This window comes from Vibrio sp. ED002, assembly GCF_023277445.1.
Classification (GTDB): domain Bacteria; phylum Pseudomonadota; class Gammaproteobacteria; order Enterobacterales; family Vibrionaceae; genus Vibrio; species Vibrio jasicida.
Genome location: NZ_CP080238.1, coordinates 2,302,281 through 2,316,183, shown reverse-complemented (window position 1 = coordinate 2,316,183; position 13,903 = coordinate 2,302,281). Strand labels below are relative to the sequence as shown.

At 46.1% G+C, this 13,903-nt stretch carries 10 protein-coding genes; 5 read left to right on the top strand and 5 right to left on the bottom strand.

The features are described from left to right. The first annotated feature begins 98 nt into the window (after positions 1–98). The 4 genes from ITG12_RS10680 (at position 99) to ITG12_RS10665 (ending at position 4,864) form a co-directional block, all read left to right on the top strand. Complete coding sequence (locus ITG12_RS10680; RefSeq protein ID WP_038877076.1) at positions 99–1,652, top strand: ABC transporter substrate-binding protein; 1,554 nt, start codon at positions 99–101, stop codon at positions 1,650–1,652. Positions 1,653–1,798: 146 nt separating this feature from the next. Beyond that, positions 1,799–2,776 (top strand): ABC transporter permease, encoded by a 978-nt coding sequence (locus ITG12_RS10675; protein WP_038869935.1) that lies wholly within the window; start codon positions 1,799–1,801, stop codon positions 2,774–2,776. 2 nt (positions 2,777–2,778) lie between these two features. After that, positions 2,779–3,735 carry an ABC transporter permease gene (locus tag ITG12_RS10670; RefSeq protein ID WP_038869936.1) on the top strand — a complete coding sequence of 319 codons (957 nt, stop codon included), beginning with the start codon at positions 2,779–2,781 and terminating at the stop codon, positions 3,733–3,735. 160 nt (positions 3,736–3,895) lie between these two features. Continuing rightward, positions 3,896–4,864 (top strand): SPOR domain-containing protein, encoded by a 969-nt coding sequence (locus ITG12_RS10665; protein ID WP_104026744.1) that lies wholly within the window; start codon positions 3,896–3,898, stop codon positions 4,862–4,864. A 208-nt stretch (positions 4,865–5,072) separates the two neighbouring features. On the opposite strand, the gene ITG12_RS10660 is transcribed toward ITG12_RS10665, so the two are convergent. The 5 genes from ITG12_RS10660 to ITG12_RS10640 all read right to left on the bottom strand — a co-directional run bounded on the left by ITG12_RS10660 (position 5,073) and on the right by ITG12_RS10640 (position 12,631). Further along, positions 5,073–7,394: a hypothetical protein gene (locus ITG12_RS10660; protein ID WP_038877071.1), complete on the bottom strand. Its 2,322-nt coding sequence runs from the start codon at positions 7,392–7,394 to the stop codon at positions 5,073–5,075. 229 nt (positions 7,395–7,623) lie between these two features. Then, a complete protein-coding gene (locus ITG12_RS10655) occupies positions 7,624–9,192 on the bottom strand; it encodes a hypothetical protein (RefSeq protein WP_038877070.1) in 1,569 nt (522 codons plus the stop codon). Between the two features lie 4 nt (positions 9,193–9,196). Next, positions 9,197–9,769, bottom strand: a complete 573-nt coding sequence (locus ITG12_RS10650; protein WP_038877068.1) for a sigma-70 family RNA polymerase sigma factor — start codon at positions 9,767–9,769, stop codon at positions 9,197–9,199. Positions 9,770–9,771: 2 nt separating this feature from the next. Beyond that, complete coding sequence (locus tag ITG12_RS10645) at positions 9,772–11,247, bottom strand: hypothetical protein (RefSeq protein ID WP_038869943.1); 1,476 nt, start codon at positions 11,245–11,247, stop codon at positions 9,772–9,774. Positions 11,248–11,272: 25 nt separating this feature from the next. After that, positions 11,273–12,631: a serine/threonine-protein kinase gene (locus ITG12_RS10640; protein ID WP_248873061.1), complete on the bottom strand. Its 1,359-nt coding sequence runs from the start codon at positions 12,629–12,631 to the stop codon at positions 11,273–11,275. Positions 12,632–12,862: 231 nt separating this feature from the next. Between ITG12_RS10640 and ITG12_RS10635 the strand changes: the two genes are divergently transcribed. Then, on the top strand, positions 12,863–13,870 hold the full coding sequence (locus ITG12_RS10635; RefSeq protein ID WP_042600474.1) for a LacI family DNA-binding transcriptional regulator: 1,008 nt from the start codon (positions 12,863–12,865) through the stop codon (positions 13,868–13,870). Positions 13,871–13,903: the final 33 nt, after the last annotated feature.

Here is a 13,903-nt window from a genome sequence, read left to right as displayed (position 1 = left end):
TTTTCGCTTGGCTGACCATCAAGGTCAACAAACCTTAGTCATAACAAAGACGCAAACACAACAAGGGATTCGAATTCCCGCATGAAGGAGTTATGCAAATGAAAACCATGAAAAGCAAATTAGCAGTGGCGCTAATGGCAGCGGGCCTAAGCTTTAACGCAATGGCAGCAGATATCAAAGTTGGCTACGCAGCTGACCCAGTATCGCTAGACCCGCATGAGCAGCTATCAGGCGGTACGCTGCAAATGTCACACATGGTATTTGATCCACTAGTTCGTTTCACACAAGACATGGACTTTGAACCTCGTCTAGCAGAAAGCTGGGAACGTGTGAACGATACAACGGTACGTTTCAAGTTACGCCAAGGTGTTAAGTTCCACTCTGGTAACGACATGACGGCGGACGACGTAGTATGGACTTTCGAACGTCTACAAAGCTCTCCAGATTTCAAAGCTATCTTCGACCCGTACGAAAAAATCGTGAAGGTTGACGACTACACAGTGGATCTAGTGACTAAAGGTCCTTACCCGCTTGTTCTGCAAACGGCGACTTACATCTTCCCAATGGACAGCAAGTTCTACTCTGGTAAGACAGAAGATGGCAAAGACAAGTCTGAGCTAGTGAAGCACGGTAACTCATTTGCATCGACTAACGTATCTGGCACGGGTCCATTCATTGTGACTTCTCGTGAGCAGGGCGTAAAAGTGGAATTCGAACGCTTTAAAGATTACTGGGACAAAGAGTCGAAAGGTAACGTTGATAAGCTAACGCTTGTACCAATCAAAGAAGACGCAACTCGTGTAGCTGCGCTACTTTCTGGCGGCGTTGACATGATTCACCCAGTAGCGCCAAACGATCACAAACGTGTGAAAGATGCAGACGGCATCGACCTAGTAACACTACCTGGTACACGTATCATCACGTTCCAACTCAACCAAAACAGCAACGAAGCACTGAAAGACGTTCGCGTTCGCCAAGCGATTGTTCACGCAATCAATAACGAAGGCATCGTGAAGAAAATCATGAAAGGCTTCGCAACGGCAGCTGGTCAGCAAAGCCCAGCAGGTTACGTAGGTCACGATGACAAACTGGTTCCTCGCTACGATCTGAAGAAAGCGAAAGAACTGATGAAAGAAGCGGGCTACGAAGATGGCCTAACGCTGACGATGATCGCACCGAACAACCGTTACGTGAACGATGCGAAAGTAGCGCAAGCGGCAGCGGCAATGCTGTCTAAGATCGGCATCAAGGTTGATCTGAAGACCATGCCAAAAGCGCAATACTGGCCAGAGTTCGACAAGTGTGCAGCAGACATGCTGATGATCGGTTGGCACTCAGATACGGAAGATTCAGCGAACTTCAACGAGTTCCTAACTATGACTCGTAACGAAGATACTGGTCGTGGTCAGTACAACTGTGGTTACTACTCAAACCCAGAAATGGACAAAGTGGTTGAAGCTGCGAACGTAGAAACGGATCCAGCGAAGCGTGCAGAAATGCTGAAAGGCGTAGAAGCAACACTATACAACGACGCAGCATTCGTACCGCTACACTGGCAAAGTGAAGCGTGGGGCGCGAAGTCTAACGTGAAAGCGGCAGACATCGTTAACCCAATGGTTATGCCTTACTTCGGTGACCTAGTGGTTGAATAATCACGGTTAGTCGATTTTGAGGAGGGGTGGATGTCCCTCCTCAACTTAAAGCACTCTACTCAGTTTTGTTTCAGTCGGACTGAGTTGGTTTTACAGACTGAATTTTCTCTCTGAATAGAGATCTATGGATAGTTAAGGGGCAAGGAATGTTTTCGTTTCTGGTCAAGCGCCTGTTTCAGGCACTGATAGTGATGTTTGTGATCAGTTTGGTGGCGTTTGCCATTCAGGACAACCTGGGTGACCCGCTGCGTGAGCTTGTAGGTCAGTCGGTTTCAGAAGCGGAGCGTCAAGCGCTGCGTGACGAACTGGGCCTGAACGATCCCTTTATCACAAAGTACACTCGCTTTGTGGGCAATGCGCTACAAGGTGATTTAGGTACATCTTACTTCTTCAAGCGACCTGCGGTTGAGGTCATTCTCGATAAGCTGGTGGCGACGTTAGAGCTCGTGTTTGGTGCGACGCTCATTATCATTCTTCTCTCAATTCCTCTTGGGGTGTACTCCGCGATTCATCCGAAGAGCATCTTTACCAAATTTGTCATGGCGATGAGTAGTGTCGGTATCTCGATTCCGGTGTTCTTAACCGCGATTATGCTGATGTATGTATTCTCCATTGAGCTGGGCTGGCTGCCTTCCTACGGGCGGGGTGAAACGGCTAATATTCTTGGTTGGGAATCTGGCTTTTTTACCATTGATGGCATCAAGCACTTGATTCTACCTTGTGTGGCACTGGCTTCGATCATGTTGCCGCTGTTCATTCGTTTGGTACGTTCAGAAATGTTGGAAGTGCTGAGCTCGGAATACATCAAGTTCGCCAAAGCAAAAGGCCTGAACTTAAACAAAATTTATTACCAACATGCACTTAAGAACACCATGCTACCTGTTCTGACGGTGGGTGGTGTGCAGATTGGTACCATGGTGGCTTACACCATTCTTACTGAAACCGTGTTCCAGTGGCCGGGTACGGGCTTTCTTTTCCTTGAGGCAATCAACCGTGTAGATACACCGCTGATCACTGCCTACGTTATCTTTGTTGGTCTGATTTTCGTGGTAACCAATACCATTGTTGATTTGCTGTACGGCATCATCAACCCAACAGTGAACCTAACTGGAAAAGGAGCTTAATCATGAGCCAATCAAATGTAACGGCCGCTCCTGAAGCAGTACCTTCTGCGTGGCAACGTTTTAAAAACTCGGATTTCTTGTACTACTTTAAGCGCGATAAAGTCGCGATGGCCAGTTTCACTGTCTTTATGGTGTTTTTGGTGTTGGCGATTGCTGCCCCTGTACTTGCACCGACTGACCCTTATGATCTCACGTCCATCGATATCATGGACTCGGAGTTGCCGCCTTCTTGGATGGAAGACGGTGACGAGCGTTTTGTGTTAGGTACGGATGAGCAAGGTCGCGATATTTTATCGACCATTCTTTACGGCTCTCGCCTGTCTTTGACTATCGGTTTTCTTGCGGTTGGTCTTCAGTTAGTACTGGGTATCATTATTGGTTTGTCGGCGGGTTACTTTGGCGGCCGTATCGATAGCTTCTTGATGCGCTTTGCAGACGTACAGTTATCGTTCTCGACCATGATGGTGGCGATCATCGTCTCGGCAATCTTTAAAGCCAGCTTTGGCAGTGACTTCTACAGCCAATATGCGGTAGTCATGCTGGTGGTGATCATCGGCGTGGCAGAATGGCCGCAATACGCACGTACCATTCGCGCCTCGGTATTGGCAGAGAAGAAGAAAGAATACGTCGAAGCGGCGCGTGTGATGGGCTTTAAAGCACCTCGCATCATGTTCCGTCACATTCTGCCGAACTGTCTATCTCCAATCTTGGTTATCTCGACAGTACAGGTTGCGAACGCAATCATGTCGGAAGCGGCACTGTCATTCCTAGGCTTAGGTCTTCCTGTGGACCAGCCGTCTCTAGGCGCGCTAATCAGCATCGGCTTTAACTACATCTTCTCTGGTGCATGGTGGATTACCGCCTTCCCAGGTATCGTACTCGTGACACTGGTATTGGTGATTAACCTACTTGGCGACTGGCTACGTGACGTGTTCAACCCGAAAATCTACAAGGGTTAATCACTAAAATACGCACCTATACGTTGCCTATTTCATAAAATTCTTTCTAAACTGAGAGCCGGATGCAATTCCGGCTCTTTTTTTGCTTATCACTTTTTATTCATGTTTTATTGACGCTTTGTCGCGATAATTTCATCACCTACTGTTCAGAGTGAAGCGTATGGAAATGAAGAAGGCACAACATTCCTCTCGTATCGTCCAATCCGGCTTGAGCCTTGGATTGCTGTTGGCGTGCGCCCAATTTTCGACACCGGTATTCGCGGAAGGTTTTCTTTGCCAAGCCTCTCAAGCGAGTAACAAAGAACTGCCAGTACTTGAGCAATCTTGTCCGATCGGGAAAGGGGTATGGGGAAAGAAAGTGCCGCAGGGAGGCAATGATTTCTTCTGGATTCAATGTGGTTTGTTGCCAAAACCGATGTCTTTAGCCAAAGCCAAGCCGATCTACGGCAAAATCACCACTGATGTTTGGATGAAGCCGGAGCAAAAAGGCTACCGATGTCTTATTGGTCCTTATACTGAATTTGCCAAAGCCTCGCAGGACTTACAGCGAGTCAAAACCTTGTCGACATACAAAGAAGCCTTTATTCGTGTGGTTGGCAAAGGTACATCAGAGCCAGTGAAGCAAACTAAGCCAATGCCCAAGCCAGTTTCGAAACCAAAACCAGTCGAGCCAGTGGCCGCTTCTCGACCTGATACGGGGGCATTTCAGGCCAAAGAGGCACCCGCAAAACAAACTGTTAAGCAAACTTCGGCGACCCAAGTTGCCGCAAAGCCTGCTCAACCTGCGATCAGCAGTAAGAACGTTCAGGTTCGTTTGAAAACTATCTTACAAGGTAAGACGTTTGTGGTGCCGTACTTGGTCGAGAATAACAACCAGTTCTACATGGAACATGGCAAACCGTGGAATCGCTTAAATTACGCGAGTTCGAAGCAAGTGTGTCAGCAATTGGGAATGAACTTGGCGAGCGCGCCTGAGTTTAAAACGTTGCGTGGCTCTGGTGTGATGGAAAAAAATAATTGGCCATTACAATTGCCGTACTGGGGTAAAGATAAGAAGGGGCTATTTGCTGACCGAGAGCCCAATCAGTTAACAGGCACCTCGTTGCTGAATGTGATTTGTGTGAAGTAGTTAAACTGATACAAAAGAGCCCCGCTTGAGCGGGGCTTTTTTTGCGGCCTCAAACAGAGGAGCTATTTGAGACTGGTTTCCCTGTGACAATTCGCGCAACAGTATACTTCTTTGATACCTTTGCACTTTTCCCAGAAAGTTCTGCGTCGACGATGCAGGTGAATCTGGCTACAACAAGGTTTCGATAGTATTTGTTTATCTTTACTCATTAGTCTTCAATTAAAGGCAGTGATTCCATCACTTTTTCTATTGCTTCTTGAGAGTGTGAGTACAGACCGAACTCTGGAGCAGATACCCAACCGTTTTGTTCAACGCTTGAGTTGATTCCGATGTAGAAGTCGCCAAACTCTCGGTTTACGTTACGGTGGCGAGTCTTGTAATCAGAATCTGCGCCAGTTTCTTCTAGAATCAGAGTTTCGCGGTTTGTTGTGCTATCTAGAGAGACTGTCCAGTTACCTGGTGTGTAGAAGCCTTCTGGTTTGATAGACTCATACTCGTAAACATCGCTTGCGTATTCAAACTTACCCGCTGCGTAGAATAGCTCTGTTTCCTCTTCTGCAACGGTCTCGCTCTCTACCGTCATATCAAATTCAACCTTACCGTTTGCGACCTTTTCGCTCACTGGTAGTGCTTGTGCGAAAGGTGCATCTGTCGAATCCAACCAGAATAACTCGTCACCATCGATTTTCACTAGGATTTGGTCGCCATGCGCGGTTTTGTTTTGGTAAAGCATTTCATACTCAGAACCTTCGTCGTCGTATAATTTGCCATCTTTGATCTCTACATCCCAACAATCTTTGTTTTGGTAAGCCGCGTAGCTTGGTAGCTTGTCCAGTTTTGCCAAAATCGCGTATGGGTCGTACTCTGATTCCCAAGAGTTGCTTAGGTTATCACTGATGTTTGCCGAATACTCTTCGCCTTGCTCATCATCGTTTGAACCCCAACACCATAGTAGGCCTTCGGCATCTTTCATAAGAATCGCATGGCCAATTTCGCCATCGTTGCGTGCAAAGCTGCCCATTTTTGCCGCTTTACCGTTAAAATGGTCGATAGTGAAGCCTAGTGTTGGTACGACTGGTGGTGGTGTAGTGCCTTCTTTTACTTCTGGTAGTTTAAAGGTTACACGAGCTTCACCATCTTCGTTGTCTTCTACACTAACGGTAAATGTTTGACCTGCAGCGTAAGCTTTTTCTGGGGAACCTTCGACAGTGATGATTGCGTTGTCGTTTTCATTGATAGACAAGCCTTCGATAGAGATCGACTCCGCTGAATACTCTTCTAGTTGGCCATCTTCGTCTTTGAACAGACCAGAAATGTCTAGAGTTTGCTCAAAAGCTTCACCTTGCTGCAGTTGCCAGTCATCAACGATGCTTTGAAGGCGTTTTTGCTCTGCTTCAATGACGATTGGCGCTTGGTTAGCGGTTTCGATATCCAATTCGAATACTGTGCTTACAGTAGCTAGTGTTTTTCCAGAAGAGTCTTTATCTTCTGCTGTAAGGATGATTTCAAACTCGCCCGCTTTGGTGACTTCAGTTGTTGGTGAAAGAATCAGTTGTTCACCTACAATGCTAACTTCGATACCTGTGCCAGTAAGGTTGTGAGTCAGTTTCGGTGTTACTAAGTTTTGGTCTTTGTCTTTGAATAGACCTTCAATGTTTAGTTCAACACCATCGAAGCCTGCGCCTTTTACGATTTCTGGTAAGTTATCTAGCTTATCTTCGGCTGCTTCTTCAACGTTTTCGCTGACAACAAGCTTGTTGTTGACTACGGTTTCTGGCGCTAGGTTTTCGCTTTCTGGTGTGCTGTCAGTGATCACTGGGCGTAGGTTTGGATCATTGATATCTGCACCAGACTCCACCAGACGGTCTACTTCTTGATCAGCTGCTTGCGCGAATTCAGTCGCTTTTTTCTCGTAGTTCGCAGGGTTTTGCGCTTTAGATTCAGTCAGAATCTGAGCGGTTTTATGTAGTTCGGCACTTTTATCTACGCCCGAAACGAAGTCGCTGTATAGGTCGATAGGAGCCTCTTCAGTACCACCAAGTGCTTGGTTAACTTTTGCTGCGGCTTCTTCTTCTGTTAGCGCGTCGTTGTTTGCCATCTCAATCGCGACAAGGTCTGTGATTGGTGAAATAACGTTAGACGAGTTTGGTGCTCGGAAAACCAATTCGTGCGCCATTGCTTGGCTTGGGTGATCCATATCTACGGTGTAAGTGCCTGCATGTTTTGGATCAAGCTGAATAAGTTGTTTCTGCTTTAAGCCGTTTGGCGTGATGGTTTGTAGAGCCAGCGTCGCTTCTGGTTTTGCTTTGATGGTAAGCTGACCTTTCTCATTCGTCAGACCAAGGAAGGTATCAGAGGTATCCCATTGGCCGTTGTTGTTCAGATCTTCAAATACCACCGCGTTTTTGAAGTAACCATCAAAGCCTGTGATCACTACACCAGAATTACCACCGTTTGAACTACTATCTGAACCACCACAACCTGTTAGCGCGATAGCCACTGACGCTGCTAGTAAACTCACCTTATTCATTGTTTTTAATCCTTGTTTCGTTTCCGAATGAGAAAGTCGCTTTTTATTGTTTTATCTCCAAATCTCACTAGTGAGATTGGAAAAGCTGCGCATTTTGGATCGATTTTGGAAGCAGCTTCAAGATACGAAAAACCGCAAAAAAACCGTAAAAAAACTTTGAATATTTTTTTGTTGAGTAGATTAGTTGTTTAAATTATCAATAGTGGTGCTGGTTATGGAATACAACGACTTATTTTGAGTTTTTAGTTAATTTTTGATTGGTTTTCGTACCAAGAGGATCGTGATAAATCATATTGAGCTTAAGTTCTTCAACTTCACTGGCGTACTTAGGTAAGGGACGTAAAATGTAGCTGTAAGCTTCCCCATGAAGAAAGACGTCATTGGCATGGTAATCATTGTTGAAGTAAACAAAGGCATACGCGGACGGTATTGGTGCAGTGGCACAATGGGTGTTGTTGGAATAAGACACGATATCATTGAACATGCCTTCGCCCGCGACAATTGAAGCGTCCCAAAATTGGCACATTTCATGACTGAAGAAGTCGCTATTGGGTGCACTTATGTTGAGGTCGGAGTCGAAACCATCGTAATACTCATCACCTTGAGCAAACCGCCTATCAAAAATGTAGTTGTTGGCGAGTGTATGGCGATAACCCCCTTCAGTCGGGATGAGCAAATCAAACAGTGTGAAGTGCTCAAGATCCTTTCCAGTATTGACGTTCAAACGTTCTTCCATCGAACGTTTGTTTTTCTGCATGGTGTAGCTTTCGAAACGATTATTGTCGAAGACAGTAATAAAGTAGTTTTCGGTTTCTTTATGCACACGCGAGGTATAGACCTTTTTGGTGGTCCATATTTGTTGCGTTCTGTTGGTTTGCACAATCAGTGAATCATCGCTGATCTGATAGCTGCCCACTTTCTTTAGTTCATTCTCTTCTGGGCAACGAGTTTTGTTGTTGGCTGCGGCATAAAAAACGTCGTCATCGATAAACTGAAATGCCTCGCAATACACGACTTCATATTCGAATTTTTTCCCACCAAGCAAAGTTGTGGATTCAAGACGATAGACAATGCCATCAATGAGAGGGTGCTCAGTGTTATTTTGTTCTTCAATCACCGCTGGCAGTTCAAAACGTGTGGTAACCCAAGCATGATCTTCCGAGCCATGGTGGTCATCTCGTGCAGATACAGCCAAGAAGGTGGTTTGATCGAAGGCTTTTGGCGCACCTTGAAGCATGATTTGCCCCTGATTGAGCACACTTAACCCGTTGGCATTTTCTAGCCAAATACGAGTTGTGAGCAGGTCACCTTCCGGATCTTCAAATAGCTGATCTAACCCTAGCGAGTAGTTGATGGGGTTGTTTTGTGTAAGCTCCCAACCAAAGATGATCGTTTGTAGTTGTTGTTCCACGGCGAGGTTAATGATCGGTTTGCCGTTGTTTGTCGCATCGTTGTTTTGGTTGCTACTGATGTAAGTTTGAGTCAGGTCTCCGGAGTAATTGACCACCGATGATCCAAAAGCATCTTGAACCTGTTCAGGTTGCTCTGATAACGCAGATTCGAGTGCTTTTTCAAAGGCAAGATCGTTGTTTCTCTCTAGTAATGAGGAGGTTAAGGCTTGCTTTACTTCAATCAACGAAGTGCGCTCACCTTGGGACGTTTTTCTCTTATCTAGGCCATTTTGTGCTGGCTCTATATTGGCAGCCGCAGCCGCAGCGGCTGCTTGTTCGTCTGAAAGCCAGTAGCTTGCTATTAAGCAAACACCCAGTGCGCCTGCAATCCAGTATTTTTTCGTCATGATATTACGCGTGCGCCATTCTAGATTGCAGCCAGCTGCGCGAGAACTTAAGGTCTTTTTCAATCAAACTGGCGCTGCATTCGAGCAGTTCACAGATCTCTTGGTTTTTCATGCCCATCAGATACTTGAGCTTTAATGCGTTAGATTGGCGCGGATAGCGTACACTAAAGTTGTCGAGCGCTTTGTCCATGATGATGAGTTGCTCGAAGCGATCTTCTTCCTCTTTCATCAAGGTGATGTGTTGGCGCTTCTGCGCTTGATGAGCACGTGCATTGTCGATCAAGATCTGGCGCATTACCTTGGCGGCCATCAAGAAGAAATCGCGCTTGGTTTCAATCTCACTCATGTCGCAACTAGACATCTTTAAGTAGGCGTCATGGATTAGCGCCGTGGTGCTGTTCACGCTGTCTGCCAGTACCTTATTGTCGGTGCCGTATTTTTCGGCATTGCGTTCGCGCTCTTGCTGAGCAATTTTACGCAATTGAAGATAAGCGAATTGGTATAACTCACTTTCCGCTTGTTTGTTACCAGCTTGCCATTGCTGAATGATTTGCGTCAGGGTGGAATTGGAAGCCATGGTTATACGTCCTCACTTACTTTTACAAACTCAGAGATGGTGTGGGTTTCAATACGGTCAGAGCCATCACGGTTACGACTGATGTCTTGCTGGTAGCGATACAAAATACCTTGTTCCCACGTTTTGCCTGCTGGCAGGTATTCCCACGTGGTGTAGTTGATTTCAGAAGGGGTTGGTGACCAACGTACCATCACATTCATCTGCGCTAGTTCTGCGCTCGGCTCATCGTTGTTGACCCACCACATATCCAAATAGTCGTTGGTGACATCTTGGGTATATAAGCGGGTGTCGGTAGGGCAGGTGATGGCATCAACAGGTAGACGCAATACTTGGTTGTAACGCATCAACAAACAAGATTGTTTCATTGAATCACGTAGGTACTGGGTTTGTTGCCACACACCTTGGTAGGCAATTTGGCTATCGATGGAATCGGGGTAGGTGAACCATAGCATTTCAGTACGGTTTTGGTGCTGGATGTGCTCGTTTTGACCTAACCCTTGCACTTTTTCCATCAAAAGTCGGGTGCTTGGGTCAAAGTTGAGGGCAACAGAACGATATTTCCAATCGCCTTCATCGTCGTAGTCTTCCAGTGAGAAACCGTTGAGATCGTTACGTGTGCAGCCGGTATCGGAACAGCCAACCAAGCTCTCCCATTCAGAAAACTTTTCGATAGGCTCGACAATGTCTTCGGTTATGCTGTGGTTACGTGCTAAGAAACAACCTTGGAAGTAATCACCAATGCTTGGATGCTGAATAAGAGACGTTTCGGTAATGGTGAAGTTAACCTCGCCAATCGGTGGGCGATAACGTGGATGATGTTGGTAACGAATATCAAATGCACAAGCGCGGCCTTGCCAGTCCTTTTTCTTGATGATGATGTTCTTAAAGCGCACGTTTTTGGGCTCAAAGATGATTTCATTCGAAGCAAAGTTTTTCTCAATATAGGTTTGGCTTTCATTGAGATGCTCCACCGCTTCTTCTACCGAAACCCAATCTAAGTTGAGCTGATGTTTGGCATTATCAATGACATTGAGATCGAGGCGTTTGAGTTGCGCTTGGAAGGCTGGGTCAGAGAGAACCTTGTTGGCTAACACAATCTCTTGACGATTTTCTGGTGTGCTATCGAGAGAAAGCAACAAGCGGGTCATATTGATACTGCGACTTGGCTTGGTGGTTGCCATGGTTGGAGTCAAGACTTCTTGGCTGGACATAGTCGTCAGTAGATAGCCTTTGTCGTCATTACCGAGGAAAAAGCTGATGACATCACCTGGATGATAATCAAATGCACCTTTCTGTGTAAAACCAGAAAGGTTGGAGGTCGTTTTGTAATACAGTCCCGTCACCGGAGAGTCGATGAAAAAACCTTGCTTGATGGTAGGCGTGACTGCTTCTGACACCTCGGGTGCAGAAGTCATGTTCGCCCAAGCTGGGGCCATCGCTAAAGCGGATAGCCAAATCGCCATGGAACGTGTGTACATCTTTGTGTTTAAGCCTTTTTGTGTTTTAGCCTTTCTGTTTAGTGCGAATATCAGGCGCACAATTTGGCTGACAACTTATTGCGTTTGTTAGGTGCTTCTCTGGCACCGGTGTCATCATCGCCAATAACATTTTTTGTTTTATGTGTTTGGGGATATCTGGATTAGACAGAATCCGCCTACGTGTCAGCTCCATCATGGCACTGACGGACATATGCTCGACATTTTGCCCCTTGGCATGGAAGACAAGGCGTGTTACTTCGTACATGATGTCTTCTGCAATCTTCTTCTCTTGTTGCAGTTGGATGTTCTTTTGAATCAGAGTGTTACTGAACAACAAACCAGATAACACTAAGATTGCGGACAATACCGATGGCAGCGGTCGGCGCTGTACTAGACGAAGTATGCTGTACAGCGGCCAGTGCTTCTTTTGTTCGATTGGACGGTGCTCAAGAATGTTCTCAATATCTAACCGTAAGGTGCGCACATCGCGGTAGCGTTGCTTTGCTATAGAGCGAGTTGCTCGACGGATCACCCAATACACATCAGACCAAACTGGTGTGTTTGGAAACATCAGCGCCAGAATCTTACCCAGTGAATACACATCACTTTGCTCCGTTAAGAACTGGCCTTTTTGTTGTTCGGGGCTGGCGTAATGTTCACTAAAGGCGATTAAGCCTGAATGCGATTCTTCAGAATTCGACTGCGCTTTTTGTGTTAGGTTAAAATCGAGCAGTTTTGGCCGCTTGTTGCGATCAATCAGAATGTTTTCCGGTTTGAGATCCGCATGCAAGACCTGATGCTGGTGGGCGTGTTCCATGGCCTCACAGATCTGCTTGAACAGCAGTAACTTATCGTCGTCTTCCATTGGCAGTAACGAAAGGTAAGCGTCCAGGGTTTGGCCAAAAACGCGTTCCATCACGATGTAAACCGAATCATCGTGTAGACCGCCATCGAACACTTTGGCAATGTATGGGTGATTCAAGCGAGCCAGCAACTGAGCTTCATCAAACAATGCTCGTTGTCCTAAAACCTGACTCAAATTGCTTTGGATAAACTTGATTGCAAGGTCTTGCTCAAACGTCTCATCAGCGCGCTGTGCCGCATAGACTACCCCCATGCCACCACGACCTAATTCATGGGTAAGGCGATATTTACTGATCACTTCTCCACTTAGATCGACTTCATGGCTCGTGGCCTGATGCGCGCAAAAACCGAGCAACTGAGTGAGTTGTTCCTGTTGTTGGTCGATAGCCAAAAGAGGGGCGATTTGGAGGTAAAGCTCAGGTTGACTCTTCTGCAATGTCGCTAGGTATTGCTGTTGTTGAGAGTCGTCCAGATCAAGCAGGTGATAGTAAATCTGGGTTTTGCTGGAGCCTAACTGCACTATACTTTTTATCTTATTTTTTTAGGTACGGCAGTTTATAAGAAACTTAATATTAATGTCATTTATTTATTCGGCTTTGAATCACAATTATGAGAGCGCAATTTGGTTACTGTGCTTTTATTAAGCTTATGATTTTGTTGATTATATGGTGAATAATCTCTACTTGGCTTGTCGCGAGCGGGCGTATTGGTCATAATGTTACTAGTAACATTACTGATAAATTAGATATTTATGGCTCAACATAATAAAAAATCACGAACGACATTGCAGGATGTCGCAGACAAAGTTGGCGTAACTAAGATGACGGTATCGCGTTATATGCGTAATCCGGAATCTGTGGCAGAAAAGACTCGAGTAAAGATCGCCGCAGCGATTGAAGAGATGGGCTATATCGAAAACCGTGCTCCGGCGATGTTATCTAAGTCTTCCAGTAAAGCGATTGGTATCTTACTGCCTTCACTGTCCAACCAAATTTTTGCTTCTTTTGTTCAGGGCATTGAAACGGTCACTAAAGCTAATGGTTACGAAACACTGCTCGCACACTTTAGTTATGACGAATTGGAAGAAGAACGCAAAATCGCGTCGCTGCTTTCTTACCAAGTTGATGGCTTAATCCTAACCGAAAGCCACCATACCCAACGCACTTTACAGATGATCAAGAACGCCGGTGTGCCCGTGGTCGAAACCATGGAACTGCCAGAGCAGCCGATTGATATGGCGGTCGGCATGGATCACGAAGATGCCTCTTACAGCGTCGTAAAGCGTATATTGGAATCTGGCAAGCGCACCATCGTTTACTTCGGCGCTCGCTTGGACACGCGAACAAAATTGCGTATGCAGGGCTATGACCGCGCAATGACTGAAGCGGGTTTGGAGCCAAAACACGTCCTAACGGGTGATCACTCAAGCTTTTCGCTAGCGCATGATTTATTAGAGCGTGCACTTGCAACTTACCCTGATCTTGATGGCGTTTTCTGTACCAACGATGATATTGCTATTGGTACCTTGTTGAGTGCTCAACAACGTGGCATCAAAGTACCAGAACAACTTGCGGTCGTTGGCTACAACGCTTTAGACATTGGCCAAAGCATCAGTCCAAAACTGACCAGCGTGGATACGCCGCGTTTTGAAATTGGTGAAAAGAGTGCAGAGTTGTTGATTGCGCGTCTAAAAGGGGAAGCTCAAGAAGACAAAATGGTCGATATGGGTTACCGAATTACCGCAGGCGAGAGCGTTTAGTCCGCCATTATTTCAGTTTCATCACTAGGGTGC